This is a genomic window from Paraburkholderia denitrificans, assembly GCF_042655705.1.
GTDB classification, from domain to species: Bacteria; Pseudomonadota; Gammaproteobacteria; order Burkholderiales; family Burkholderiaceae; genus Paraburkholderia; species Paraburkholderia denitrificans.
In genome coordinates this window covers 1-25,570 of record NZ_JBHSMP010000026.1, presented here as the reverse complement: position 1 = coordinate 25,570, position 25,570 = coordinate 1, and the positions used below count along the sequence as shown (strand labels likewise).

Annotated in this window: 21 protein-coding genes and 3 pseudogenes; 16 read left to right on the top strand and 8 right to left on the bottom strand. The window is 63.2% G+C overall.

Annotated features, from left to right (window positions below):
• Positions 1-64 precede the first annotated feature (64 nt).
• Together ACFPTO_RS19320 and ACFPTO_RS19315 are read left to right on the top strand one after the other, a co-directional pair.
• On the top strand, positions 65-2,338 hold the full coding sequence (locus ACFPTO_RS19320; RefSeq protein ID WP_377713809.1) for a hybrid sensor histidine kinase/response regulator: 2,274 nt from the start codon (positions 65-67) through the stop codon (positions 2,336-2,338).
• Positions 2,339-2,510: 172 nt separating this feature from the next.
• A complete protein-coding gene (locus tag ACFPTO_RS19315) occupies positions 2,511-3,194 on the top strand; it encodes a hypothetical protein (protein WP_377713807.1) in 684 nt (227 codons plus the stop codon).
• A gap of 455 nt (positions 3,195-3,649) precedes the next feature.
• Here the strand turns inward: ACFPTO_RS19315 and arsC are convergent, their stop codons facing one another.
• Positions 3,650-4,009 (bottom strand): arsenate reductase (glutaredoxin), encoded by a 360-nt coding sequence (arsC, locus tag ACFPTO_RS19310; RefSeq protein WP_377713805.1) that lies wholly within the window; start codon positions 4,007-4,009, stop codon positions 3,650-3,652.
• Positions 4,010-4,454: 445 nt separating this feature from the next.
• On the opposite strand from arsC, the gene parA reads away from it, so the two are divergent.
• The 3 genes and pseudogenes from parA to ACFPTO_RS19295 all read left to right on the top strand — a co-directional run.
• Positions 4,455-5,117, top strand: a complete 663-nt coding sequence (gene parA / locus ACFPTO_RS19305; protein WP_377713803.1) for a ParA family partition ATPase — start codon at positions 4,455-4,457, stop codon at positions 5,115-5,117.
• A 24-nt stretch (positions 5,118-5,141) separates the two neighbouring features.
• A pseudogene (locus tag ACFPTO_RS19300) lies at positions 5,142-5,253 on the top strand (ParB/RepB/Spo0J family partition protein); the annotation flags it as partial.
• An 89-nt stretch (positions 5,254-5,342) separates the two neighbouring features.
• Positions 5,343-6,206, top strand: a pseudogene (locus ACFPTO_RS19295) (ParB/RepB/Spo0J family partition protein); the annotation flags it as partial.
• A 122-nt stretch (positions 6,207-6,328) separates the two neighbouring features.
• Here the strand turns inward: ACFPTO_RS19295 and ACFPTO_RS19290 are convergent.
• Positions 6,329-7,681, bottom strand: coding sequence for a replication initiation protein (locus ACFPTO_RS19290; protein WP_377713801.1), 1,353 nt, complete (start codon positions 7,679-7,681; stop codon positions 6,329-6,331).
• Positions 7,682-9,642: 1,961 nt separating this feature from the next.
• On the opposite strand from ACFPTO_RS19290, the gene ACFPTO_RS19285 reads away from it, so the two are divergent.
• Positions 9,643-10,848 (top strand): DNA-binding protein, encoded by a 1,206-nt coding sequence (locus ACFPTO_RS19285; protein WP_377713799.1) that lies wholly within the window; start codon positions 9,643-9,645, stop codon positions 10,846-10,848.
• Positions 10,849-10,933: 85 nt separating this feature from the next.
• On the opposite strand, the gene ACFPTO_RS19280 is transcribed toward ACFPTO_RS19285, so the two are convergent.
• The 3 genes from ACFPTO_RS19280 to ACFPTO_RS19270 all read right to left on the bottom strand — a co-directional run bounded on the left by ACFPTO_RS19280 (position 10,934) and on the right by ACFPTO_RS19270 (position 13,175).
• Positions 10,934-11,917: a tyrosine-type recombinase/integrase gene (locus ACFPTO_RS19280; RefSeq protein ID WP_377713797.1), complete on the bottom strand. Its 984-nt coding sequence runs from the start codon at positions 11,915-11,917 to the stop codon at positions 10,934-10,936.
• A 132-nt stretch (positions 11,918-12,049) separates the two neighbouring features.
• Entirely contained in the window at positions 12,050-12,448 is a 399-nt protein-coding gene (locus ACFPTO_RS19275) for a DUF2471 family protein (protein ID WP_377713795.1), read from the bottom strand.
• 70 nt (positions 12,449-12,518) lie between these two features.
• Positions 12,519-13,175 carry a helix-turn-helix domain-containing protein gene (locus tag ACFPTO_RS19270; protein ID WP_377713793.1) on the bottom strand — a complete coding sequence of 219 codons (657 nt, stop codon included), beginning with the start codon at positions 13,173-13,175 and terminating at the stop codon, positions 12,519-12,521.
• Positions 13,176-13,296: 121 nt separating this feature from the next.
• Here ACFPTO_RS19270 and ACFPTO_RS19265 point away from each other — a divergent pair, with 121 nt between their 5' ends.
• Both ACFPTO_RS19265 and tdh read left to right on the top strand, forming a co-directional pair.
• Positions 13,297-14,496, top strand: a complete 1,200-nt coding sequence (locus ACFPTO_RS19265) for a glycine C-acetyltransferase (RefSeq protein ID WP_377713791.1) — start codon at positions 13,297-13,299, stop codon at positions 14,494-14,496.
• A 30-nt stretch (positions 14,497-14,526) separates the two neighbouring features.
• Positions 14,527-15,555, top strand: coding sequence for an L-threonine 3-dehydrogenase (tdh, locus tag ACFPTO_RS19260; RefSeq protein ID WP_377713789.1), 1,029 nt, complete (start codon positions 14,527-14,529; stop codon positions 15,553-15,555).
• A gap of 21 nt (positions 15,556-15,576) precedes the next feature.
• Here tdh and ACFPTO_RS19255 read toward each other — a convergent pair whose 3' ends face one another.
• Entirely contained in the window at positions 15,577-16,233 is a 657-nt protein-coding gene (locus tag ACFPTO_RS19255; protein WP_377713787.1) for a YceI family protein, read from the bottom strand.
• Positions 16,234-16,432: 199 nt separating this feature from the next.
• Between ACFPTO_RS19255 and ACFPTO_RS19250 the strand changes: the two genes are divergently transcribed.
• The 3 genes from ACFPTO_RS19250 (at position 16,433) to ACFPTO_RS19240 (ending at position 18,938) form a co-directional block, all read left to right on the top strand.
• The gene (locus ACFPTO_RS19250) at positions 16,433-17,110 is read left to right on the top strand and encodes a TetR/AcrR family transcriptional regulator (protein WP_377713785.1); all 678 of its coding nucleotides are present in this window, start codon (positions 16,433-16,435) and stop codon (positions 17,108-17,110) included.
• Positions 17,103-17,582 (top strand): nuclear transport factor 2 family protein, encoded by a 480-nt coding sequence (locus ACFPTO_RS19245; protein WP_377713783.1) that lies wholly within the window; start codon positions 17,103-17,105, stop codon positions 17,580-17,582. The genes ACFPTO_RS19250 and ACFPTO_RS19245 overlap by 8 nt, the downstream gene beginning before the upstream one ends.
• Positions 17,583-17,987: 405 nt before the next feature.
• A complete protein-coding gene (locus tag ACFPTO_RS19240) occupies positions 17,988-18,938 on the top strand; it encodes a hypothetical protein (RefSeq protein WP_377713781.1) in 951 nt (316 codons plus the stop codon).
• 314 nt (positions 18,939-19,252) lie between these two features.
• Here ACFPTO_RS19240 and ACFPTO_RS19235 read toward each other — a convergent pair whose 3' ends face one another.
• Together ACFPTO_RS19235 and ACFPTO_RS19230 are read right to left on the bottom strand one after the other, a co-directional pair.
• Positions 19,253-21,088 (bottom strand): ABC transporter ATP-binding protein/permease, encoded by a 1,836-nt coding sequence (locus ACFPTO_RS19235; RefSeq protein WP_377713779.1) that lies wholly within the window; start codon positions 21,086-21,088, stop codon positions 19,253-19,255.
• A gap of 30 nt (positions 21,089-21,118) precedes the next feature.
• Positions 21,119-22,003, bottom strand: a complete 885-nt coding sequence (locus ACFPTO_RS19230) for an extracellular solute-binding protein (RefSeq protein ID WP_377713777.1) — start codon at positions 22,001-22,003, stop codon at positions 21,119-21,121.
• A 178-nt stretch (positions 22,004-22,181) separates the two neighbouring features.
• Here ACFPTO_RS19230 and ACFPTO_RS19225 point away from each other — a divergent pair, with 178 nt between their 5' ends.
• The 5 genes and pseudogenes from ACFPTO_RS19225 to ACFPTO_RS19205 all read left to right on the top strand — a co-directional run.
• Positions 22,182-22,610 carry a TOBE domain-containing protein gene (locus ACFPTO_RS19225; protein ID WP_377713775.1) on the top strand — a complete coding sequence of 143 codons (429 nt, stop codon included), beginning with the start codon at positions 22,182-22,184 and terminating at the stop codon, positions 22,608-22,610.
• Positions 22,611-22,685: 75 nt separating this feature from the next.
• Complete coding sequence (locus tag ACFPTO_RS19220) at positions 22,686-23,120, top strand: winged helix-turn-helix domain-containing protein (RefSeq protein WP_377713773.1); 435 nt, start codon at positions 22,686-22,688, stop codon at positions 23,118-23,120.
• A gap of 133 nt (positions 23,121-23,253) precedes the next feature.
• Positions 23,254-23,712 carry a zinc-finger-containing protein gene (locus tag ACFPTO_RS19215; protein WP_377713771.1) on the top strand — a complete coding sequence of 153 codons (459 nt, stop codon included), beginning with the start codon at positions 23,254-23,256 and terminating at the stop codon, positions 23,710-23,712.
• Positions 23,713-23,827: 115 nt separating this feature from the next.
• Entirely contained in the window at positions 23,828-24,289 is a 462-nt protein-coding gene (locus ACFPTO_RS19210) for a hypothetical protein (RefSeq protein WP_198108128.1), read from the top strand.
• Positions 24,290-25,247: 958 nt separating this feature from the next.
• Positions 25,248-25,570, top strand: a pseudogene (locus ACFPTO_RS19205) (sulfonate ABC transporter permease); the annotation flags it as partial.

Here is a 25,570-nt window from a genome sequence, read left to right as displayed (position 1 = left end):
GGAGCGCTGGCGCGCTCGTTTATGATGTCGGAAGCTTCTGCTGCCCGATTCCGCCCGACCGACGATGATTCCAGACCGGCCTGCACGGCCAGACGATCACATCTCCCCGCCGCCCCGCAATGACCATGCGCCGTTTCCGGCGGCGCCCGGTCACGACTTCACGGTACGCCGCCGCACGCTGATCGCGCTCCTGATCGCGGCGATCGTGCTGCCGTGCATCTACGTCGCCGCCATGGCTTACAACGACCTTCGCACGCGCGAAGCCGACGCGACCGACGCGGCGCTGCGCACGCTGCGCGTCGCCCAGGAGCACGCGCTGAAGGTCTTCGACATGAACGAGGCGCTCGAAGCCCGCATCGTCGAGCTCGTGCACGGCGAGGACGACGACGGCATCCGGGCGAACGAGGCGCAGATCCACGCAAAACTCGACACGATCGGCGGCGGTTATCCACAAGTGGCGTCGGTATCTATTTTTGGACGCGACGGCGACCTGCTTGCGAGCAGCCGGTACTCGCCGCCGCCGCCCATTTCGATTGCGACGCGCGAAGACTTCACCGGCATTCGCGACGATCACGCGATTGATCGCGTCTCGCGCGTGATGGTCAGCCCGGTCAGCCGCGAAACCGTGTTCGATACCGGCATCGAGCGCCGCGACGACGCCGGTGCGTTCGCGGGCCTCGTTTCGATCGCGCTTCGGCCCGGGTATTTCAGCGCGTTCTACCGCGACCTGCTGGGCGCGGGCTCGCCGATGAACATGGGGCTCGTGCGCAGCGACGGCGCGATCCTCGCGCTCTATCCGCCGCCACGCACCGGCGCGACCGATATTACGCGGCACACGCCGTTCGACGCGGCGCTCGCGCGCGGCGCAGAATCCGGCGTTGTGCGCACGCGCTCGCAGGTGGTCGGCGGCGACTTGATCGTTGCGTACCGGCGCGTCGGCTCGTATCCGGTCTATGTGTCGTGCGGCTATCGCACGGCGGCGATCTGGGCGGCCTGGTGGCGGCATCTGAGCGTGCTGGTCATCTCGATGTTCACGCCGTCCATCGCGCTCTGGTGCGTGATCTGGCTCTCGCTGCGCCGCCTCGCCGCCGAGGAGGAAGCCTGGGAGCGCTGGCAGGCCGAAGCCGCGATGCGCCGCTCGATCGAATCGGCCTACCGGCAGTCGCGCAAGATGGAAGCGCTCGGGAACCTCGTCGGCAGCGTCGCGCACGACTTCAACAATCTGCTGATGATCGTCTCGGCGAATGTGCAGATTGCGCGGCGCCGCGGCGCTGTGGGCCTCGAGCGCGAACTCTCGGCCGTCGAGCGCGCGCTCAAGAGCGGACAGTCGCTCACGCGCCAGCTGCTCGGCGTCGCGCGCAAGCAGCCGCTGCACACCGAGACCATTCACGTCGGCCGCTGGCTGCCGGCGTGCCGCGAGCTGCTGGGTGCGTCGCTCGGCGCGAAAGTCTCGCTCGTGATCGACGTCGCCGACGACGTCTGGCCCGTGCTGGTCGACGTCGCCGAATTCGAGCTTGCGCTCATCAACCTCGCCGTCAACGCGCGCGACGCCATGCCCAACGGCGGGCGCTTCACGGTTCGCGCCCGCAACATCAGCTTCAGGCCGGGCGAAGGATTCCCGCTCGACGGCGACTTCGTGCAGGTCTCGCTCGAAGATACCGGCGTCGGCATGCCGCCCGACGTGCTCGCGCGCGCCTTCGAGCCGCTCTATACGACCAAGCCGAAGGGCACGGGCACCGGACTCGGCCTGCCACATGTGTTCGCGTTCTGCGAGCGCTCGGGCGGTCTCGCGGCCATCGACAGCGCAATCGGCGCGGGCACGTCGGTGCACCTGTACCTGCCGCGCGCACTGTACGCGCCCGCCGCCCAGCGCCCGCCCGCGCCGCCGAAGGAAGACGCGAAGCCGCGAGAAGGTCTGCGCGTGCTGCTCGTGGAGGACAACGACGAAGTCGCGGCGGGCACCGAAGCGCTGCTGCAGATGATGGGGCACCAGGTCACCTGCGCCAACGATGCGACGAGCGCCTTGCCGCTGGTCGAGGCGGGATACGCGGCCGGGCATGCGGACGGCGAATCCGCGCCGCGCTTCGACCTTGTCATCTCCGACATTCACATGCCGGGCGAGATGAACGGCATCGACCTCGCGGAAGCGGTGCAGGCCATCGAGCCGACGCTGCCGGTCATCCTCGTGACCGGCTACGCGGAGGAGCTGGAGCGTGCGCGCCATGTCGACGTGCGGGTGCTGTCGAAGCCGTTCGATATCGGTCTGCTCGAAAAAATGCTCGAACAGATTCAGCGCGATCGGTCCGCGCGGGCGCGCGATGCGACGCTGGGAGGGTGAAGCGAGGAGTGGATTGCGGCTTGAATCGGCGGCTTGAACCGGCGGCGTGAATCGGCGGTGCTAATCCTCGTACGGTACGTGCGTTTGCGCCGCCAGTCGGCGCACGATGCGTATTGGGCGCATTCGGCGCATCATGTGCTGCATGACGATGCATTCCGTCGAGGAGGGCGCCATGAAACAGACCGTGACCGGTCGCTTCAAGACCTGGAATGATGCGCTGCACGCGCAGGACATGCTGATGATGAAGGGCTTCGAGGCAAGCGATATCGAAGTGCCCGCGCACAGCGAAGGCGTGCTTGCGGGAATCGAACGCCTCATCGGCGGCTTCTTCGCACACGACCCGCGTGCAGGCGGCGCACACGATGTGGACCCGACACAGCAGCAGGCGCCCGAGGAGACCGTGCTTGTCGGCGTGCATGTCGTCGACGAAGTCCACGCGCTGCTCGCCCGCGACACGCTACGCGAAGAGCACGCGCAAGACGTCTCAACCCACGGATTGGGCTGGGCCTGGCCAGATCCAGGCACGCCCGGCGCGCGCGAGCATTCCGCGCTCGAGGAACTGGGGCTCGCGCAGCTCGCCGATACAGTACGGCGGCGCGTTAGCGCCGTACGTTCGCATACGCCGCGAGCGGATACGGAGGCCTCTGCGGATTTACATCATCGCGGCAACGAGGCCGAAGCTACGGTGCCGACCTCGGCGAACGCACCGGGTGCGGGTGCCGCGATGGGGCACCATGTGGACGTGCCTGGCGCACCCGAAGCAACGCGGCCCGGCCAGGGCACTGCGCCGCAGATCCCCGACGAATTCCTCGAATACGAGGACGACACGCCTTCACATCACCGGACGCTGCACTGAGCGCCCAGCCGTGGCAGCACGCTTGTGCGCGCTGCCACACCTCTTCGTGGGAGCCGCATTGGCGGCCGATCCAATGCAAGCAGAATCGATTGTGGATAAGTCGAAGAGCATGTGTTTTATCCACAATTTTTCTGGATAACCTTGTGGACAAATTACGCGAAGGCCCGATACCAACGGGCCTTGCGTGGGATTGGACTGGTGAATTTCCACTGCTCACGTTCTAAGCGTCATGCATATGGGCGCGCGCCCGTTCGCAGTGAGCCAATCGAATAAGCACCAGCCAGTGACACAAAATGATCATTAATGGCGCAATGACTAACGAGAGAGTCGACCTGTGCCAGGCAGGTCGACGAATACGTTGACAGTCGATGCGACGATGAAGCTGCACACGAGTGTGAAGCAATATCTCCGCGGCGCGCTGCCGATGGTATTGAGTGCGCCGAGCGACGACGCGCTCAGCCGAAAAGCGCCTCGACGTTCTCAGGCGGACGGCCAATCACAGCCCGGCCGTTTCGCACCACGATGGGCCGCTGGAGCAGAATCGGGTGACTGACAATTGCTTGGTAGAGCTGATCATCAGCGATATCGGCCGCGTCGAGACCCAGCTCCTTGTATTCGGTTTCGCCAGTGCGGATCATCTCGCGCAACGAGCATCCAAGCATGGCGTGCAGTGCCTTCAACTGGTCGACGGTTAGCGGCGTCTTCTGATAGTCAATCACCTCGACCGGTTCATTCGTGGCATTGCAGGTCTGAGTGACAAGCTCGCAGGCAGAGCGGGATTTGGAGCAGCGGGGGTTGTGATAGATCGTAATCATGGGTGTGCAAAGACAGGGCAAGTGGACGGCAGGCACATCACGCGTGGCCAACCGGTCGGCAGGATTTTACCGGGGTCCCCGGGATGCTGCTGGAGCACCTGTCCTCCAGGCCGGAGCGATGCGTTAGTACGTGAATCCATCTATCGATGGATTCCGCTCGTGTGAGAGACGTGTGGCATTGCACCTGACGATCGGCCCACCGTACTTTATGCGCATAAAGCAACCGCCGACACCAGCCAGTGTCCATTACGAGCCGCAACCGGTTCACACGGCCAGTCAACACCGATATCGACTCTGATCGCGCAGACCCGATCCCGCGACGCGCCGTTATGCGCATAAACCTTAGCCAAACAGCTAATCCGCCATCTGAATGCGACAATAATCGTTGAATTGAAATTTATTCCCGGTAAAATCACTAGCAATTTGCGAAACGGGAGAAAACCAATTGGCGGCAGAGATAATCGCAGTCACGCAACAAAAGGGCGGGGTCGGCAAGAGCACGATCGCGATGCATCTCGGTGCCGCATTCCATGAGAAGGGGAAGCGAGTCCTCGTCGTCGATGCCGACGGCCAGAACACGCTAATTCATTGGGCCAGTGCTTCGGGTGATGACGAAGCTGGTATCCCGTTTCCTGTCGTGAATCTCTCCGAGGCCGGAGGTCAGATCCACCGCGAGATCAAGAAATTCATCGGAGATTACGACGTCATCGTGGTCGACTGCCCACCGTCCATCACGGAAAAGGTGTCGGGCGTCGTGCTCCTCGCTGCATCGATTGCCGTTGTTCCCACGTCGTCGTCACCCGCCGACTACTGGTCGAGCGTCGGGTTGGTCAAATTGATTCAGCAAGCGCAGGTCATGAACGAGGATCTGCGTGCCGTATTCCTGCTCAACAAGACGGAAGAAAAGCGCATGCTCACGCGCGAGCTCAAGCGAGCGCTCGAGGAGCTCGGCTTTCCGTTGCTCAAGACGCAAATTCCGACCCGTGAGGCGTATAAGCAAGCGATGGCGCTCGGCCAAACGGTTCTGCAAATGAGCGACCGCGGCGCGCGACTGGCTGCTCTTGAGATACGCGCCGTCGCCGACGAACTCACGGCGATGCTCCCCTGACTTTATGCGCATAAAGGACCCTGAATGAAACCCTCACAATTTGCCAAAGGCTTTCAGGCGCGGCCTGATTCGACAAGCAGCGAAAAGCGTACGGCACTCGACCGCCTCAATGCGATCGATGGGCTCGTCCAGGAAAAATCGCGTCCCCAGGACGACGCGGGCCGCTCGAGCCAGTTCCAGGCCGAAACCGCAATTCCCGCCGATGCTGTGCTCGATCCGGTCGAAAACGAATCGTCCGAATATCGTACGTGGAGGGCAGAGCACGGCTACCGCCCCGGACAGATCATCGAACTGCCATTGAAGGCGATCAAGCCGAGCCCCTTCAATCCACGATATTTCTACCTGAAGTCGTCGATTGCCGAACTCGCCGTCAATCTCGCCAAGCAAGGCCAGCAGCAAGCTATCCACGTCATTCCCGACTACGCAGCGCCCGGCAGCTACTACGTCAGCGACGGCGGACGCCGCGTACGCGCACTGAAGGAAGCAAACAAGGAAACGGTCAAAGCGATCGTCGTCGATCTGCCCGTTGGCATTCAAAGCTACAAGCTCGGCTACGATCTCAACGTCCAGCGAGATTCACAGACCGTTTTCGACAACGCGATCGTGTGGAAGCGATTTATCGAAGAGAAATTCTTCCAGAGCCAGCGCGAACTCGCTGAACACCTTGGGCTTGATGAGTCGACCGTTGCGGTCGCACTTTCCATTGCGAAGCTACCGGAATCGGTCATGCATGAAATGGTGGCTCGCACCGACCGCTTCGGTTCGAACATGGCCTATCAGGTCGGCCGCTATCATGGGGCGCGCGGAACCGACGCCACATTACGCCTGATCAACCGGATTCTCGCGGACGATCTCAGCACGCGTCAGGTCGCCGATATCGTCAAGGGCAGATCGAGCGCACCGGAAAGCCCCAAACCGGCTGGCCGTCAACGTTACGCCCAGCGACTCGAGATCAAGCTGGAAGGCGTGTCCGTCGGCGATCTCAAATCATATGGGGACGACAGACTCGAACTGCGGCTCAAGGGATTGTCGAAAGCGCGCCGCGACGAAATCCTGCATCAAATCGAGCAGATTCTGCAGACCAAATAACGGCAGGATGATTTGAGAGACGACCCCAGCCCGACAGGCCGGGGATCGCATCGCCGGATTGCCCGGCGATAAGCAACTGAGAGCACACTCAAAGCAAATTCAGAGCAAACCGAGGTCGGTGCTCAAGCCGCGCGCGACTGGCTCAGCGTAAATGCAAGCAGGTCGCCGTCGGTCGGCTCACCCCAGGTTTTCCGTGCCAGCCAGTCGAAGAATGCGGTTTCCCCCAGCTTCGACTCGAGGCCGCGCCGCCGCCAGTCATCGCGCAAATGCGTGCCGAGGCCCGGCAACTCGTCGCTCTCGAACGACTGGCGCGCCAGATCCCGCTCCGTATCACCTTGCTCGTCGTATAGCGCACGGGCTTCCTTGCGGCGATACGCCGTGTACTCGTCGAGCAACCGCGCCTTCGGGTCGTCCGCGCTCAGTACGGCACCCTTGCCGGCGCTGGCCGGGCCTGAAATCGCCGTATCCAGCGGCGGTGCATAGCCCTTCTTGAGCGCGTCCTTGAACAGCGCCGCCGCACTGCGAACAGGCGGCAGACTCGTGCTGCGCATACGCTGCTCCGTGAGCTGGAGTGCCGCGCGAATCCGGTTTTCCTCACTATCGGCGTAGAGCGACTGCGCTTCCTTCAATGGAATGCCGATCTTCACCATGCGGTCGACGAGCGTGCTGTCGAAGACGTTCGGATGCTCATCGAGCGCCAGCATGGGCTGCTTGCGCTCGGTGACGCGAAACTGGATCTCGGCAACCCGGCGGCCTTCGCGGTGTTCGATCAACTCGACGAAGATATTCGTGACCGCATTGACTTCGGCGATGGCGGGCCGAAGATAGTCGCGCTTGAAATATTTGTATTCGCGCTTGGCCTCGTCGCCAGCCTCGGTATCCGGCGTGCCCGACAGGATCGGCCGCCACCATTCCCACGTTTCGCGCATCGTGAGATGGCTCGGATTCGTCAGGTAACGGACGCAGATTTCGTAGAGCGCGAGCCCTGCGCTGCTGCGCAGCTGGCTCTGAAACTGCAGGCTGAGGCGCGCGTACTGGACCGGATCCAGCAGTTTTTTCTTGATTTTCGGCGCGAACGAGAACTCGACCCAAACGCGTCGCGTGGCAGGATCCTCGAGGATTTCGGCATCGGCAATCAGGGTTGAAATGCCCCACTTGCGGCCCGGCTTCTGACTCGACGTTCCCTGGCTCCATTCGACCTGCACCGACACCATGCGGCGAAGGTGTTCCTTCACGAGCGCGGTATCGTTGGAGTCGAACGCAGAATTGGCAACGATGTCGGACAACAGTGCGCGATAGGTATCGCCGGACTCGTCCGCCTGCTGGGCCACCGCGAGCAGTACGTTGAACAGCTTGCGAGTCAGCAGCGTGATCTTGCCGCTCTTCGGCTGAATCGCAATCGCCTCGACGGCCTTGCGCAATTCTGCCGAGCTGGGGCTTACCACATCGGTTTTTTTCACGCGCTTCGTGGCCATGCGTCGGGTCGAGGAGTGATTTTCGCGAAAGGATACCGCCTGTGGTGATAGGCGTCTATAGGGTCGCTCTCACCATTGCCGGTGATGCGCACGCGCCGCGCACAACTCACCGCCAGGCGATCCCGAAAAGGCTCACTCATCGCCGCACAGCGGGTTCCGCGCAAACGTTATGTGCCGTGCGATCCGCACGCATGGCCCCGATCGTGCAGTTGGGCAAGCTCGCGAGCCGGCTCCCGTATCGTCTCACCGCAAAAAAATTTGACCCCTTCCGGTTTCGTATGCGGAATGAACACGCCCAATGCCATCCGGGCGCGCCCCCTTGACGCGCCCGGATAAAGGTAACCAAACGCCAGCGAACGAGCGCTGTGTCGGCTGCAAATCCGATGGCAAGCGCATCAAACACAGCAGCGATGCCCGCGCAAGGTCGTTGATTGTGGCATCGGACCCGGCATTTTCAATCGGCATGCTCCGTCATTGCTTCGCACCCGCATATCACTGGACTCGTCAGGATCGGAGCGGCAAGACTCGAAAGGGCGCTCACCTGTCGGCGGTCATCACGCGACACGCTCACGCATCTCCCGAAAAACCTCACCGATAGCGCGCGGCCGATGCCGTTCTCATGCTGCTTGCGGCGGTTTGAACGGCGAAAAGCATCGAATCAGGATCCCGGAAATACTCACCCTTACCGAGATTGGATACCCCACGGGCATCGTTCAGGCACCCAGCAGGCACCCAACAGGCACCGGAAAGCCGCCGATCGCAAGCCCCCGGAAAAGCTCACCATTAGCCACGCCGGCTGGAAAAAACAAATTAATTCAGAGACTTAACCACCTATCGACGTAGCCCGCATTCCTGCCCGCATCATCCTGAAAAAGCTCACCCTCCGGCCGGAATCTGGCCGGGAGCGGGCAATCTGTCTGCCGCGGCGTGTTCCAGTCACACCTCCCGAAAAGGCTCACCTCATGAGACAGTGCGTTTCCGGCTAACGCTCTCCGAGGGCCTGTCTGTCGACGTTTTCAGGTGAGTGAAGACCAACTTTCTCCTGAAAAGACTCACCTCTACAGGGCGAATGCGCCAAAACAGCCCCCGAAAAGACTCACCATACAGCGGCGATCCACCGCCGGTGCCCAGACGCAGCAGCAGCATCCCGGACCATGGCTGCCGGCGTTGCTCCCGAAAAGACTCACCTAAAGCCTCCTGGAGGCCCCGCCAGGCCTCAAATAAGCCTCCAGCCCCTGAAAAATCTCACCTCAGGAAGCGGATTTGTCCCGATTCATCTCACCTGGGCCTCCGAAGCCGCCTTTTTCGACCCAAAAATCTCCCCGACACCCGTTCCTGAATTCGCTCACCGTTGCAATTCAGGAAACACTGAACACCCGCGTGGTGGCACAGGGGGCGCCGCGATTTCAGCTCCCGTAATTTCTCACCGTTGCACCAGTGATGAAAATCCGCCGCTCCCGAACCCGCTCACGTCCGTTCCCGAAGCGGCTCACCGGCCTCCCCGAAACCCATCACTGCCGCATCCCGCAGTCCCTCACCCGACATCCCGTAAAGCTTCACCCGAGCACGCTGAAACCCTTGCCTGGTAAGGGTTTGCCAAGGCGTTAACGTTTTTAACAGGTATCAAGGGTGTTTACTTTTATTACTCTCAAGCACGTCTACCCCGCGCGTCTCCTCCAAAATCCCCGACAAACGGGCTCATTCGACAACTCGAATCTGGGCAACCGCCGTGAAACACCATCCGAAAATTCAGCCACAACTAAAACTCGCATATTTACAATCACTTATGAAACAAACCTCATTTTGTTTCACGATACTGCCCTATTCGTGAGAAACGAAAGTGGTGCCAGGAAGCAAAACTTGCCGAATTGCAGCCACTGGACGAGGTCACCTGTTAGTTTGTAGTGATCAATACGTAATTTGTTATTATTTGTGCGTTGAGGCCCAATCACGAGATAACAATGATGCAAGAAGAAGATCGCCAGAATCTACGTGACGAGCTGGAAGCGCTCCGAAGAGACGGGGCACGGCGACAAGAGCTGTCGCTCCATGCATGCAAGCGCCTCTTTTTCGATTTCGGCATTCGCCCGTCCATGGCCACGGTTCGTGACCTGACACAAACCGGCAGCGCAAGCGACATTCCAAAAGATATTGAAGTGTTCTGGCAGCGGATCCGCACGGCCTCACGCGTACGCGTCGGCGTGGGCGCCATTCCGCCGGTGCTCGAAGAGCGCGCCGGCGAACTACTCGGTGCCCTCTTCCAGGAAGCGCAGACACTCGCGCATCAGGCGCTCGAAACCGAGCGCACCGAACTCGAAACCGGCAAACATCACGCTGAACAAGCCGTCCGGGATGCCGACGCGCGGCGTGCCGCGGTCGATGAGATGCTTCAGCGCAGTGAAGCCCGGACCGAAACGGCCTGGGCAAAGGTTCGCGAACTCGAAAGTCAGCTTGCGGCCTCGTCAGCGCACGGGGCCGTCCACCACGATAGCCTCCAGGCCACCGCACGGCGTCTGGAAGCAGAAAACGAAATCCTGACGAAGCGACTCGACGTCGAACAGACCACCAACGCAGGGTTGCGCGATCGCATCGACGCACTTCATGCCGATCTGCGCACGAGCACCGAGCATTACGCCCAGCAGATCAAGGATGCACTCGCGGAAGCAGAACGGCGGGTCAAGCCGATGCTGGTCGAACTCGATTCGCTACGCACGATGTCTTCGACGTGGCAGGCGGCCCAGCGCGATGCCAGCAAAAAGGAGTTTGATTTCATCCAGCAGCTCGCGACGGCCAAAGCACGCGCGGATCGTCTCGACGCGCTGCTGCGCGAGCGTTCCGATGAAGTCGATGTCCTCACGCGCCAGGTGAGCGCGTTGCGCGGACTGCAAGGAGTCGATGCGTCAGTCGCCCAGGTGCTGTGCGCGCTCGCCAGCGCGGGACGGCTCAGCGATGAAGAATTCGCCCAGCTGGGCACCGTCGTCGACGGACAGGTCAGCTTGCCTGCGCACTGTCCGAAGTGTCGGGAGGGCGAACCAGAACTTTCCCAGATCGATGGCCGCTACGAACTCTCGTGTCCCGAGTGCGAGCACACGTCCGGCGCGGGCGGCTCGCGGCTCGAAGCCGTCAGCCGTTTCATGTCTGGAAAGGCAGCGCCCGGCGTCGCTTGAGGTGAGCGGTTACGGGAACCGCAGTGGCGATCGGAAGTGAGTTTTTACGGGAGCCGCCGCGGTGTCTGTGTTGACGCGAACCTTGTCACTCAAGGCCGTGCACCCTTTCCGCCGTCGCATGGTCGGCCCACATTTTCCACGCGCGATGCAGCCGGCCAGCCGAAATCGGCTGCATGAAACCGAGCCATTGCCCGACCTGCTCGACGTTCATTCCCTGTTCGAAGAGATCCGCCGCAAACGTGTTGCGCAGCGTCTGCGGACTCGCGCGCTGCGCGCGTGTTTCAGCGATGCCTGCTGCCTCGACGATCGCGTCGACCGCGCGCAGGATGGTGGCCTTGTGCATCGGCCGTCCCGAGGGGGAGCCCGGAAACACGAGTTGTCCGGGCAATCCTGCTTCACGCCGCGATTCGAGCCAGGCGTCCAGGATCTCCACGGCGAAAGGGGCGAGCCGCGTGGAATGCGAAAACATCGGATTGTCGGCTTCAATCGTGAGCCACTCTTGGCCGGACTTGACGGCGTCGAGCGTCAGGGCAATCGCGTCGCCCGTTTTCAGTCCGCCGCCGAGAAACACGGCGACCAGTGCGCGATCGCGATATTCGCGCCAGCGCTTCGCTGCCGATTGCTCTTCCAGCGGCGCAAAGAGCTGGGTGAGAATCGCGGCGCGTTCGGCCGCATCGAGAAAGCCGGTGGGTTCGTTATCGCTCGCGTTGCGCCAGGCGGCTTCGCCGTCCTGGGCGATGAAGCGTGCCGGGTTGGTCGAAGCGAGCTCGATCTGCCGGACGTGATCGAGGACGCGCTCGATCAACCTGAGATAGCGCAGGCGTTGCGGCCGCTTTATGTCGAGTCCGGCGACGAATTCAGCAATGGTTCCGGTGTCGACCGAGAGAATCGTCTTGTGTTTGAGCGCGATCCATTCGAGAAAGCGGCCCCACTGGACGCGGTAGACGTCGGCCGACGACTGGCGGAACGCCTGCGAGGCCAGCCAGGCATCGAAGGCGCTGGCTGGATCGCGTTGCCAGTCGGCGCGTTGCTGATCAAACAGATCGCGTGGGGGTTGGGAGGATGCCATCGCTCTCATTCCGTTAGTTGCATTCGTGCAGTGAATTCTAGCGGCAGGTCGAATGGATCGGGAGATTTATTGCCGACGTGTGTTCGGGATGACTGGCACCACCGGCACCATCGGCATCACCGGTAAAAGCCGCTAGCCGCCCCAGGCACGTATCCGCCGCTGGAGCGGACGTTGTTTCGGTATCTGCGACTGCGCTTCCCCGCTACTTTGCGTTGCGCGTTCGTAAGCGGCCACCGCAAAGGCGAACACAGCGGGCAACGCGTCCGAGCGCCCGAAATCGGCCGGATCGTCGGTTTCCGGATAAGCGAGTTCGCCCGGACGCTGAAAGAGCCCGAGCATGATTGCGTCGTGCCGGCTCGCGAATCCAAGATCCGCAAGCGCTTCGGCCTCGATTGCATGCAGCAGCCGCCACGTGAGCGGAACCTGCTGTGCGATATACCGCTGCGCGATGTTACGCACGATCTGCTCAAGATCGCGCGCGGCTGTCTGAAAGCGTAAGGCGGCTAGTTTCGGCTCGTCAGGGGTCTGCATGGCGGCTCCAGTCGATCAATGACTGTATAAATATACAGTAGTCGACGCGGCGATGCAGCCCCTCACGCACTCAGCCGTGGATGACGACAAGCAGCGCGCGCGCTTCGCCCTTGCCAGCGTTGCGGATTGCGTGCGGCTGATCGGCGATGTAGCGCGCCGTATCCGCGGACTTCAGGCGTTGTGCCGTGCCCGCGGCTTCAATGTCGATGGTTCCCTGCAGTACCGTCAGGTGCTCGCGTGTGCCCGGCTCATGCGCGCCTGAAACCAGCGCGCCGCCCGGTTTCAACGTCAGTTCATACCATTCGAAGTGGCCCGCAAGCTCGATCGGCCCCCAGACGCGCAACTGGTACCCCGCGTCGTGCCCATGCAGTGTCGGGATGTCGTGCGGACCCGCGACGGTGATGGCTTCCGGTGTCTTCGACGCGGTAAACAGCGAATCGAGTTTTACGCCCAGCGCGTTCGTGAGCCGCCAGGCCACGGCAATGGTCGGGTTCGCTTTGTCGCGTTCGATTTCCGATAGCATGGACTTCGAGACGCCAGCCGCGCGCGACAGGTCGTCGAGGGTCATGCTGCGCTCGTTGCGCAGCCGCTGGATCTGCTCGCCGACACGCGGCGGCGTAACGGGCGAACCGGCCGGCGCGGCCGCAACGGCGTGCGCCGACGCGCCTCGCGGTGTCGCGGTGCCCGGCGTGCGTGGTTTGCGGGTGCTTGCCATTTGCTGCCCCATCGTTTAGAGTTTGTTCGATATCTCGAATTTACGTTCGGAAAAACGAATATTTCCCGAAAGGCTAACGGCGACTATAACAAACTGCGGCAGGCCGCGGCCCGCCCGGACAGGAGCACGACTTATGCGAACCCCCTACCTTGCGCATCTGCGCGCGACGCTCGACCAGATTCGCGCCGATGGTTTCTACAAAAGCGAGCGCGTGATCGCGACGCCGCAATCGTCGGATATCCGTCTCGCCGATGGCACCGGCGTGCTGAATTTTTGCGCGAACAACTATCTGGGTCTTGCCGACGACGCGCGCCTCATCGCAGCGGCCAAGGATGGTCTCGATCGCGACGGCTTCGGCATGGCGTCGGTGCGTTTCATCTGCGGCACGCAGACGGTGCACAAATCGCTTGAAGCTGCGCTCGCGCAGTTCTTGCAGACCGAGGACTGTATTCTCTATTCGAGCTGTTTCGACGCGAATGGTGGTCTGTTCGAAACGTTGCTGGGCGAAGAAGACGCCATCATCAGCGACGAACTCAATCATGCGAGCATCATCGACGGCGTCCGGCTGTCGAAGGCGCGCCGCTATCGTTACAAGAACAACGATCTCGCCGATCTCGAAGCGAAACTGCGCGAGGCCGACGAAGCGGGCGCGCGCTACAAGCTGATCGCAACCGACGGCGTGTTTTCGATGGACGGCATCATCGCCGACCTCAAAGGCATCTGCGATCTCGCCGACCGCTACGACGCGCTCGTGATGGTCGACGACTCGCACGCGGTGGGTTTCATCGGCGAACATGGCCGCGGCACGCCCGAGCACTGCGGCGTCGCGAACCGCGTGGACATCATTACGGGCACGCTCGGCAAGGCGCTTGGCGGCGCGTCGGGCGGCTATATCGCGGCGAAGAAGGAAGTCGTCGAATTGCTGCGCCAGCGCTCGCGCCCGTATCTCTTTTCGAACACGCTCACGCCGAGCATCGCGGCGGCCTCGCTCAAGGTGCTCGAACTGGTCGCGAGCGAAGAAGGCGCGCAATTGCGCGCACGCGTGCGGGCGAACGGCGCGCAATTTCGCCGTGAGATGAGCGCGCTCGGTTTCACGTTGGTGCCGGGCGAGCACCCGATCATTCCGGTGATGCTCGGCGACGCACAGGTTGCCTCGAAGATGGCCGATGCGCTTTTGCACGAAGGCGTGTACGTGATCGGCTTTTCCTATCCGGTAGTGCCGAAGGGCCGCGCGCGCATTCGCACGCAGATGAGCGCCGCACATACACCTGAACAGATCGAACGCGCGGTGAGCGCGTTCGCGCGCGTGGGCAAGTCCCTCGGCGTCATTTAGCAACGTATTTAGCAAGGTATTCTGGGCAAAATGAAAGCACTCGCAAAACTTGAACGCGCAACCGGTCTCACGCTGACCGATGTACCGAAGCCCGAAGTCGGCCACAACGATGTGATGATCAAGATTCATCGCACGGCAATTTGCGGCACCGACGTTCACATCTGGAAATGGGACGACTGGGCCCAGAAGACCATTCCTGTGCCGATGCATGTCGGCCATGAATACGTCGGCGAAATCGTCGAAATGGGCCAGGAGGTGCGCGGCTTCCAGATTGGCGACCGTGTTTCCGGCGAAGGCCACATCACCTGTGGTTTTTGTCGCAACTGCCGCGCGGGACGCCGGCATTTGTGCCGCAATACGGTGGGTGTGGGCGTGAACCGCGAAGGTGCGTTCGCCGAATATCTCGTGATTCCGGCCTTTAACGCGTTCAAGATTCCGCCCGAGATCTCCGACGATCTCGCTGCAATCTTCGATCCGTTCGGCAACGCGACGCACACCGCGCTCTCGTTCAACCTCGTCGGCGAGGACGTGCTGATTACCGGCGCGGGCCCGATCGGCATCATGGCCGCCGCGATCGCGCGGCATGTGGGCGCGCGCAACGTCGTGATCACCGACGTCAACGACTACCGTCTCGAACTCGCCCGCAAGATGGGCGCGACGCGCGCGGTGAACGTTGCGCGCGAATCGTTGCACGACGTGATGAGCGACCTGCACATGACCGAGGGCTTCGACGTGGGCCTCGAAATGTCGGGTGTGCCGAGCGCGTTCACGGCATTGCTCGAATCGATGAATCACGGCGGCAAGGTTGCGCTGCTCGGCATTCCGCCGGCGCAGACCGCGATCGACTGGAATCAGGTGATCTTCAAGGGCCTTGAAATCAAGGGTATTTACGGCCGCGAGATGTTCGAGACCTGGTACAAGATGGTCGCCATGCTGCAAAGCGGACTCGATCTTTCGCCGATCATCACGCACCGCTTTGGCGTGGATGATTACGAAAAAGGTTTTGCTGCGATGCTCTCCGGCAATAGTGGCAAAGTCATTCTCGACTGGACCCGATAAACGCCGCTACGGCCCCGGGATTCAGTTCGCCGGGGCGGGCTGTTCGAATTCGGCTTCGATGCGCACGCCGATATCGTCGCCGACCGCGGGATACCACGTCGACAGCCCGAACTTCGCGCGGCTGAACCGGCCAGTCGCGGCGAAGCCCACGGTCGGCTGCTTCGTGAGCGGATTCGGCGCGTAGCCGTTGAAGGTCACATCGAGTGTGACCGGCTGCGTGATGCCGCGAATCGTCAGATTGCCGGTGAGCGTGCCGCGCGAGTCGCCGGTCTGCTCGAAACGGGTACTGACGAAGCGGATCTGCGGAAAGCGCGCCACGTCCAGCATCTGCGCGCCTTTCACCTGCTGGTCCAGTTGCGGGTCGTTCGTGTCGAGGCTCGCTGCGTCGATGGTCGCTTCGACCGTCGCGCTGTTCAGCCCGCCCGCTCGCCAGTCGAGTTGCGCCGTGACGCGGTCAAAGCGCATCACGAAGCGAGAATAATGCAGGTGATCGACGTCGAACACCACGCTCCAGTGGTGCGGGTCGAGTACGTAGTGTCCTGCAGGCACATCCGCTGCGGCGGTGTTCACGCTGTGCGTGACCACACGCAGCGGCGTGCACGCAAACATGAGGCATGCCGCGCCGAGCGCCGCAAACCAGGTCCGCCGCTTCAAGCTGGTAACGCCTCTTCCGTTCATGACTTATATCCGCATGGTGCCTCGATATTAACGCGTCGGGGCGATCATCTATTCCAGGGTGTTCACACGCTCCACCGGTTTTTTGCTTGACCCCGGAGAACGATCGTTCTACATTCTCGCCGTGGAGAACGATCGTTCTCAGTCGATGCAAATCTCAAGGTCGGGTACGGACCTTCAGCACCGTCACGGAGATTCCAGCATGAGCACGGCCACCGCGCCGCAGCCCGATGCCCGCGAGCGTTTGCTCGACGCAGCCGAAGCGCTGATTTATACCGGCGGCATTCATGCGACCGGCGTCGACGCGATTGTTCGCGAGGCCGACGCTGCGCGCAAGAGCTTCTACACCTGGTTCGGGTCGAAGGACGCGCTCGTTGCCGCCGTGCTGACGCGTCGCGACGAGCGCTGGATGCGCTGGTTCGTGGACGGCACGCTCAAGCGCGGACACACGCCGCGAACACGGCTGATCGGCATGTTCGACGTTCTGCGCGACTGGTTTATGGCCGAAGGCTTTCACGGTTGCGCGTTCCTGAATGCGTCGGGCGAGACCGCGTCGGCTGACGATCCCGTCCGGCTCATCGCACGCGAGCATAAGGCGCGCCTGCTCGCCTTCGTGCGCGAGCAATGCGACGCGCTTGTGGCCGCGCACGGCATCGATCGCCGCCATGCCGCACGGCTCGCGCGCCAGTGGTTGATCCTGATCGACGGTGCAATCGGCGTCGCGCTCGTGAGCGGCGACGCCGATGCTGCGCTCGACGCGCGCACCGCCGCAAAGTCCCTGCTCGAAGCGCTGGTTGGCGCCAGCGCTTTGCGCAGTCGTCACCCGTCGCGGCCGCCTGCCCGGCGCACCGCGCGTTCTCCGGAGAAAAAACATGACTGATGCCGTTGAGGTTCGCCCGCCGCTGCCGCCGTTCACGCGGGAAACCGCCATCCTGAAGGTGCGCGCGGCCGAGGACGCGTGGAATTCGCGCGACCCGAAGCGCGTTTCGCTGGCCTATACGCCGCAAAGCGTGTGGCGCAATCGCGCGGAATTCGTCACGGGCCGCGAGGCGATTGTCGAATTTCTCTCGCGCAAGTGGGCGCGCGAACTCGATTACCGTCTCATCAAGGAACTGTGGGCGGTGACGGAAAACCGTATCGCGGTGCGATTTGCTTACGAGTCTCATGACGATTCCGGCAACTGGTTCCGCTCTTACGGCAACGAGAATTGGGAATTCGACGAGAACGGCCTGATGGCACGCCGCTTTGCCTCCATCAACGACCTGCCGATTCTGGAAAAGGACCGTCGCTTTCACTGGCCGCTCGGCCGCCGTCCCGACGATCATCCGGGGCTCAGCGACCTCGGTCTTTAACGCGCTGCAGGTGGCGTTATTCGCGGTGAAACATGTTGTCGAATCATTTAAATGGCAATGCCAGGAAAATTGAAAAAATAAAAACCCATTGAAACGAATGGTGAGCTAATCCGGGAGCCGCGGGTTTGTGTGGCGTGTGCAATGGTGAGCTTGTTCGGGATGAGCACCTGAATCACCTAAAGCACGTCAAACACCTTAAACCTGCCCGCACGCGAATTCGCGCTATAGTGATTTGCGCTGCGATGCAGCAGGGGGTGTTTCGCGACGATCCAAAAAGATCGCATGCAGCACCCGATTCCAGCCGCGCGCCTGCGCGGTTCGCACCGGAGTCGTGAAATGAGCATTCTCGACAGACTATGGCGGCCGCGACCCAAGGCGATACCGGTCACGCCTCGGATTAGCGCGTTGATCGAGCGTTTGATGGTGTTGAGCCCGGCGCTAAAGCTCGCGGAGGGTTTTCAGGAGCGTGTCACGCCTGTGCTGGCCTGCTCGCTCGATTACGTGAGCGGCCTGGTGAACGAGTTGCCGCACGCACGCGTGGCAAACGCCGCCGCCTGGCTCGACGACCCGTATATTCACGCGTTTTTCGCGGCGCCTGACGAGGTCGCGCATATTCTCAGCCGCTCGCCGGAAATGCACGTGTGGTTCGACAACCATCCGCTCGCGCGCGAGACCTACGCCGTGCTCAGTATGGCGATGAGCGAGCGCCGCGTGTTCGGTGTCGAGCAGATCGGCGACGTGGTGCACGCCGACGTCGCGCGCACGACACTGAGTTTCGACGATCATCAGGTGCGCCTTTGCGGCGAGTCGGAAGACGATTTGCGCGAGCAGATCGTGCAGCGCGTGGTCGAGCAGATTGCGCTCGAAGGTCTCGCGCAGATCGGCGCCGACGAGTCGCGTCGCGATGCGCTTTTGCAGGACCGCGCGCTGTTGAAGACACGGTTGCAGTTACTGACGCGCCAGGGCGCAGGCACGCACAAGATGCTCGGTGAGCGCGCATCGGCGAATGCGGCGCAACGCATCGGACTGGAGACCGAGATCGAGGCCAACGCGCGCGCACTGGATGCGCTCGGCCTGCAGACCGATGCGCTCGCACGCGACCTCGACGTCATCTGCGATGTGCTCGGTCATCCGGCACGGCACACGAACGTCGAGATGAAGCGAATCCGGCTGAATGCGATGAACGTGGTGATCGAGGCAGGCGCCTCGCAGGACAGCGCCGAAATCGTCTTTCCGCTCGCGCGGCTACCCGCGAGTCCGCTGGGCGAGCGGGCGTTTTCGCTGATTCGTTTCGCGCGCACCGATCTCGTGCCGCTGCCCACCGTGTTCGACGAGGATAGCCGTTTCATGATCTGAGCGGCGCGGCGCAACACTCACGCGAACGGTGAGCATTTTCGGGAGCCGTGAGCACCCGAATCGGCTGAAACAGGCGCAGGCAATATTTCCTGGCAATCCCAGGTTTGACGAACACAAAATTGCTCGAACACTGGTGCAACGCGGCGATTCGTTGCGCGAAGGTTGTGCGAAGGCGCCGGCCGTTCCAAGGTGAGCGTTTTCGGGAGCAAAGCGAATGTGCGCTCCGGGCCGCGCGAAAGTTGTCGAAATAGCGCCTGGGCGGCACGTTCGGCACGCGCGAACACCAATACCGAACGCGCGAAAGGTGAGCCTTTTCAGGAGTGCGGCGCGGCCCACACTGAAACCCCCTCGCGCTCGATCGAGAAGCGCTGCACACCATCGTTCGTACACGGTGCATCCTCGGCGGCAATATCGAACGCTTCGCCGCCCATTTCGATCGTCACGTAGCGGTCGCCGTGCCGAAGTGCATGACCGGCTGGCATGCCGGTCCACGCGCCTTCGGGCGTGGCGCGCAGCGCGCGCGGCGCGACCCGCCACATCACGCGCGTGCCGGGCGCGAACGGCGTACCGGCGTACGGCAGGCGCAGGCCCTTCGCGGTTTCGATTTCACCGGCGGCGCGCACGACGCCTTCGCCGACGTTATGCAATCCGAGCAGCTCGGCCACGCGTAGCGATGCCGGCCGCCGGAACACGTCGTTCACGGGGCCAGCCTGCAGCACGCGGCCGTGTTCGATGATGAGCACTTCGTCCGCGAGCAGCGCGGCTTCGTCGGGATCGTGCGTGACGATGATGGTCACCGCGTCGATCTCGCGCTGCAGCGCGCGCAGCGATTGCTGCAGGCGGCGACGGCGCGGCGTGTCGAGCGCGGCGAACGGCTCGTCGAAGAGCAGCAGTTGACTGTGCCGCGTGAGCGCGCGCGCGAGCGCGACGCGCTGGCGCTGGCCGAACGACAGCGCGTGCGGCAGACGCGCCGTCAGCGTATCGAGGCCGAGATGCGCGAGCCAGTAGCGCGCGCTCGCGGCATCGGCGCCGACCGGAAACGCCAGTTGCTGCGCGACCGTCATGTGCGGAAAAAGGCCGTAGTCCTGCGGCATGTAACCGATCGGCCGCCGCTCGGGCGGCAGTGCGCCGAGATTGGCGTCGCCGAGCATGACCGAACCCGTGTCGTTGTGGTCGAGCCCCGCGATGATGCGCAGCGCGAGCGATTTGCCCGAACCGGACGGTCCGATGATGGCGAGACGGCGGGTCTGCGGCCGCCATGTGATGTCGAGGCTGAATGCGCCGAGGCGCCGCTGCGCGTCGAAGGCAAGCCGAAGGCCGGTAACGGCCCGGGCAGGCGCTGCGCTGGCGAAGCTCGCGGGCTCGTCGCCGTTCTCGGCGGGCGCGGTATGCGCGACGTGCGGGCCGCGCGCGTAGACCGAGAGCACGGCGCAGACGATCGCGATGGCGAGCGTCGGCAACAGGAGCGGCATCATCGCGGGCAGCCCCTGGCCGCCGAACACGACGTAGGTGTAGACCGGCAGCGAATACGGATGATAGGCGACCATCATGGTCGCGCCGAACTCGCCGAACGCGCGCAGCCACGCGAGCGCGAGCCCAGCGCGAATGGCGGGCCAGACGATGGGCAGCGTCACGCGAAAGAAGCGGCTCATGGCGTGATGACCGAGCGTGGCGGCGACGTCGTCGTAGACGGGATCGACGGCGGCGAACGCCGAGCGCGCCGCGACGATCAGGAACGGCGCGGCAACGAAGGTTTCCGCGAGGACGATGCCCGTGAAGGAATCGGTGATCCTGCCGCCGAAGAGCTGGCCAATGGTGCTATACGGACCGACCAGAAACAGCAGCAGCACGCCGCTCGTGAGCGGCGGCAATGCAAGGGGCAACTGCACGACGAAGCCGAGCAGCGCGACGGCGCGCGAGCGCGAGCGTGCGAGCCAGTAGCCGAGCGGCACGCCGCCCGCGAGGATGACGAGCGCGGCGACACTCGCGCTCGTCACCGACACGGCCACGGCGGACCACGTCGCGCGCCAGTCGACCCCGGCCCAGTCGGCCTGGCCGATCTGGGGGATGCTGGCGACGAACGGCGCGCAGAGATAAACGGCGAGCAGTGCGCCGAGCCACAGGAGCGGCCGGGCCGCGGGTTGCTTCACAGCTGTTGCTTCACGGTTGTTGCTTCTCGACTATGGTTGCGCGGCGTCGATCACGGCCTGAACCGACGGCGCAATCGCCTGGGTGCTGCCCTGCACGGCGGGCTTCGTCACGTCGACGCCATGCTCGGCGAGCAGCTTGCGGCCTTCGGCGCTGAGCAGGAAGTTGACGAAGCGCGCGGCGCCCGCCTGGTTGGGCGCGTCGTTGAGGATCGTGAGCGTGTAGTTCGCCTTGATCTTCAGCTCGGGCGCGGGGTGGATCGACGGAATCTTGAGGTCGGACGTTTCGGTCGAGTAGAAGAAGCCCGCGTCGAGCTGGCCCGACTGCAGGCGGCCGACGAGCGTTTCTTCCGGCAGGACCTGCTCGGGATTTTCCGGCGCGCCGAGCGTCTTCTCGACGAGATCCGGCTGGTTATAGACCTGTGCGGCCTTCGTCATGAGTTCGACGGTAAATGCGCCCTTCGGATCGAGCTTCGGATCGGTGCGCCCGAGGCGCAGGCCCGGCTCGCGGAGCACCTGGTCCCACCGCTTCGTCTTGAAGTCGGCGGCGAAACGGCTCTTCGGGCTATAGCCGATCAGCAGCGGCGATTCGGCGAAGTTGACGTACCACGAGACGTGATTGCCGTTCTGGTCACCCATCAGACTCGTGTTGACCTTCGGGCTCGCGCTGATGAACACGTCGCCGCGGCGCAGCTTGCCTTTGATCTCGTTGGCGATCTTGCTGGAACCGGCCGCATAGCCCTTGAAGCGTAGGCCCGTTTCCTTCTCGAACGCGGGCCCGACGTCCTTCTCCATCAGGTTCACGAGCGAACCGGCGTACAGCACGTTGACGTCGCTTGCGTCGGCGGCGAACGCGCTGGCGCTCGCGCCGAGCACACCGGTCAACACGACAACCGAGGCAATCAGTTTGCGGATCATGCTTGTTTCCCCGTACCGTTATAAACCGCAATATATTACGCTGGACTTGCAATTCCATGTACCCGTCCGAATGGACTAGTCCATTCGTCGCGTCTGGGCGCGTGGTGTGCGCCCGGGTACACTGGGGCTCCATTCATTGTCGGCGTGCACATTGCGATTGCACGCCATGGAGATCTTTATGCGTACGAGCGCCCGTAATCACTTCACCGGTCAGATCAGCGCAGTCAAGGCCGGCGCCGTCAACGACGAAGTCACGCTGCGTACCGACGGCGGGCTCGACATCGTCGCGATCATCACGCATGGCAGCGCCGCTGCGCTCGGCCTCGCGGCGGGCAAGCCGGCGTTCGCGCTGGTGAAGGCGTCGTCGGTGATCGTGATGGTCGATGGCGACGCTACCCGCGTTTCCACGCGCAATGTCGTGGCGGGCACGGTCGCATCGGTCACGAAGGGCGCCGTCAATGCAGAAGTCGTGATCGCAGCGCCGGGCGGCGCGTCGATCGCGGCGATCATCACCAACGAGAGCGTCGATCACCTCGGCCTCGCGGCAGGCAAAGCGGCTGCGGCGCTATTCAAGGCGTCGAGCGTGATCATCGGCGTCGACGCGTAACGCGCGCTTTCCGGAGCGGGCGGTTTCACCGGATCGGCCCAATCGGCCCGAAGCGCATCGTGTATGCTTGCGCGCATGACCAGCACCGCCAAAGATCGCCCATCCGCCGGGACGCCCGCTTCGGCGCCGACCGAAACCGGCCAGACAATCCAGCCGGTGTCAGGCGATCCCGAAGTGCGTTTTCGCATGCGCATTCTTCACGGCGGCACGATTGCGCTGGGTCCCGGCAAGGTTTCGCTGCTGGAGGCGGTGCGCGAGCACGGTTCGATTTCGGCAGCGGCACGCAGCCTCAACATGTCCTATCGCCGCGCCTGGCTGCTGATGGACGAACTGAACCGCTCGCTCAAGTCGCCTGCGACGATTTCCGAGCACGGCGGCCAGAGCGGCGGCGGCAGCATGCTCACGCCCGTCGGCGACGAAATCATCCGGCTCTATCGCGAGATCGAAGCGCGTGCGGCGGCGGCCTGCGCGTCGGAGATCGAGGCCCTCACGGAACTCGTGAAGCGCTGAGGCGGTGACGTGCTGACGTGCGTACTGCGGGCGGCGGCGGCTTCCCCGCGCCGCAGGCCGTCGAATCCGGATCGCAGGTAGCCGCGTTCACCCATTTCATGTCACCGCCCATCGGGGCGGTCAGGAGCGTTCGATGCGTGTAGGCCGTCCCGTAAAGGCGCTGCCCCAGCCGCTGTGCGACTACTGCGGCGCGAAGGCGCTGCTCGCGCGTTTTGGCGACGAGGCGTATCCGTATCGCGACGACCACGGCACGCTCTGGGTCTGTACGGCCTGTGAGGCGTGGATCGGCGTGCCGGCGCGCAGCACGCGCAATGTTCCGCTTGGGCGTCTTGCGAACGCCGCGCTGCGCGATGCGAAGAGCCGTCTGCACGATGCACTCGAGCCGCTCGTCGCGGCCAAGGTGCGGCGCGATGGCGTGAACGCCTTCGAAGCGCGCGGCAAGGCCATGCGCTGGCTTGCGCAAGCGCTTGGCTTCGAGCTGCCCAATCCGTCGATCCACCATCTGACGCTCGAACAGTGCGAGCAGGCGATCCGCCACGTCGAGGCGTTCGCCGCATCCCGGCGCGGCCATGAACCGGCTGAAGGAAATTGAAAGGTTGTTCCCGCAGGGGTGATCGTTACGGTTAGTTACACACACGGGACAATGCGCCGCTCAACCTTTGGCGCGGCCTGCCGTTATTGCACAAGAACCGTTTCTTTTGTGCTCCATGGCCAAGACCATTCCATTTCCCCAGCAGGCCCACGCGGCCCATGTCCGCCGCAACAAGGCAATGCTGCTTCCGATGCCGCGCGCCTGCGCAAACGATCTCGCGCTCCAGGTGCACCTCGCGCTCGCGGCGCTGCGCGGCGGCGGCACCGCTCACGACGCCCAGGCGATGCTGCATACGCACGTGCTGGCGATGTCGATCGTCAACGCCGGGTACGGCGCGCTCACGCAGGCGCAGGTGCGCGACGCGGACGCGGCGCTGCTCGCCTGCTTCGAGCGCGGACGCGCGGACGGCAACTGGCGGCTCGACGCCGCGGAGGCTGAGGCGCTGGCGGCGATCGTGACGGTCTACGATCTGCAACTGCAGTTCGCGCCGCTCTGGGCGCTCACGGAGGCGAGTGAGCGGCTCGAGCAGATGGGCATGGGCGAGACGGGCCAGGCGGCCAAACGCAAGCAGGCTTGAGTTGTTGTGGGGTTGTGTCCCCTGGATCGCGCCGCTTGCCGCCGGGCCGCGCTGTGGCGACATTGGCACGAGAATTGACGCCGCCAGCGAATCGTGTTGACTTCCGGCAGGCGGCGTGACTAAAATTCGCCCGTCTCAACAAAAGGGGCTGACGCCTTGGACAGTAGCAGTTGTCGATCTTCGAAGAGTTTCGCTGCCTGACCGGCAGGACGTCCGCGCTCCCTTTCTCTAGCCGCCGTCTTGCCAGCAGGCAGATGGTGCGCGTCCAGCAGTAAATCCTCGTGCATCCTTGTTCGCGTCATCCAGGCGCCGCTCGCGTTCATTCGCGCCGCGCGTGGCTGTGCGTGTGGCCGATATCGCGCCGTGAACCGTCTGTGTTCGCGGTACAGCGCGTTTGCCCTGCCCCTCAGGCGCGGCACGCGCGCCGCTACAGGCGTCGCTCGTGCGTCGCCGCGCAATAAGGAGTTCTGATGTCCGACAGTGACAGTTATCCGTTATGCCGCTTCCTTTCGATATTCCCGGAGGAAAGCGAGCAGACGTGAGCCGCTGTGCGCACCGCGCCCAGCCGGTCTGCTGGCTTTCCTCATAACGGCGTCCTCATGGACGCGAGGAGATCCAGCATGAACTTCGGCCTTCTTCTGCCGCATCTGCCGCAACCGCAGCAATGCGTTTGCACCGTACTTCCCACCGATGTGCCTGGCGCCAGCCAGTGCGCGCCGGCTTCAACGTTGAGCCGTCTGTCCGGCCTCGCTGCGCGCTGGCGTGATCTGTCCGCACGCGTGTTTCGGGTCTGACCGGCCGATCCGGCGCGCCAGGGCGTGCCGGGCCCTGCACATCATCCAGTTTGTCAGTGCTTCAACATGATCCAGTTCAACTGCTCAATGCAAGCGACGAAGTGTGCAACGCGCGCACGCGGCGTCCAGCGTAGTACCCGTACAACCGGCACGGGAGGCCAGTAATGGAGTTCGGCTTCAACCTGAACCGCACGGCCAACGCTTCGGCGTGGCGGGTGCTGCCCAACCGCTGGGACTTCGTCGCGTTTCCGCTGATCATCTGCCTGATCGCGATGGCGGCGATCGGCTTTCACGAGACGATGGCGCCGATGTCCGCGCTCAAGACCCAGGCCATCTCGCTCGATCCGGCGATGCTGCCCGAGTACGCCATGCGCACCACCCTGCGCATGCTCGCGGCGATGGTCGCCTCGCTCGCGTTCACGCTCGTGTACGGCACGCTCGCGGCCAAGAGCCGGCGCGCGGGCCAGGTGCTCGTGCCGATCCTCGA

Coding starts and splice junctions, on each gene's coding strand:
- ACFPTO_RS19320 (WP_377713809.1), top strand. CDS start 65: ATGATTCCAGACCGGCCTGCACGGCCAGACGATCACATCTCCCCGCCG.
- ACFPTO_RS19315 (WP_377713807.1), top strand. CDS start 2,511: ATGAAACAGACCGTGACCGGTCGCTTCAAGACCTGGAATGATGCGCTG.
- arsC (WP_377713805.1), bottom strand. CDS start 4,009: ATGATTACGATCTATCACAACCCCCGCTGCTCCAAATCCCGCTCTGCC.
- ACFPTO_RS19290 (WP_377713801.1), bottom strand. CDS start 7,681: ATGGCCACGAAGCGCGTGAAAAAAACCGATGTGGTAAGCCCCAGCTCG.
- ACFPTO_RS19285 (WP_377713799.1), top strand. CDS start 9,643: ATGATGCAAGAAGAAGATCGCCAGAATCTACGTGACGAGCTGGAAGCG.
- ACFPTO_RS19280 (WP_377713797.1), bottom strand. CDS start 11,917: ATGGCATCCTCCCAACCCCCACGCGATCTGTTTGATCAGCAACGCGCC.
- ACFPTO_RS19275 (WP_377713795.1), bottom strand. CDS start 12,448: ATGCAGACCCCTGACGAGCCGAAACTAGCCGCCTTACGCTTTCAGACA.
- ACFPTO_RS19270 (WP_377713793.1), bottom strand. CDS start 13,175: ATGGGGCAGCAAATGGCAAGCACCCGCAAACCACGCACGCCGGGCACC.
- ACFPTO_RS19265 (WP_377713791.1), top strand. CDS start 13,297: ATGCGAACCCCCTACCTTGCGCATCTGCGCGCGACGCTCGACCAGATT.
- tdh (WP_377713789.1), top strand. CDS start 14,527: ATGAAAGCACTCGCAAAACTTGAACGCGCAACCGGTCTCACGCTGACC.
- ACFPTO_RS19255 (WP_377713787.1), bottom strand. CDS start 16,233: ATGAACGGAAGAGGCGTTACCAGCTTGAAGCGGCGGACCTGGTTTGCG.
- ACFPTO_RS19250 (WP_377713785.1), top strand. CDS start 16,433: ATGAGCACGGCCACCGCGCCGCAGCCCGATGCCCGCGAGCGTTTGCTC.
- ACFPTO_RS19245 (WP_377713783.1), top strand. CDS start 17,103: ATGACTGATGCCGTTGAGGTTCGCCCGCCGCTGCCGCCGTTCACGCGG.
- ACFPTO_RS19230 (WP_377713777.1), bottom strand. CDS start 22,003: ATGATCCGCAAACTGATTGCCTCGGTTGTCGTGTTGACCGGTGTGCTC.
- ACFPTO_RS19225 (WP_377713775.1), top strand. CDS start 22,182: ATGCGTACGAGCGCCCGTAATCACTTCACCGGTCAGATCAGCGCAGTC.
- ACFPTO_RS19220 (WP_377713773.1), top strand. CDS start 22,686: ATGACCAGCACCGCCAAAGATCGCCCATCCGCCGGGACGCCCGCTTCG.
- ACFPTO_RS19215 (WP_377713771.1), top strand. CDS start 23,254: ATGCGTGTAGGCCGTCCCGTAAAGGCGCTGCCCCAGCCGCTGTGCGAC.
- ACFPTO_RS19210 (WP_198108128.1), top strand. CDS start 23,828: ATGGCCAAGACCATTCCATTTCCCCAGCAGGCCCACGCGGCCCATGTC.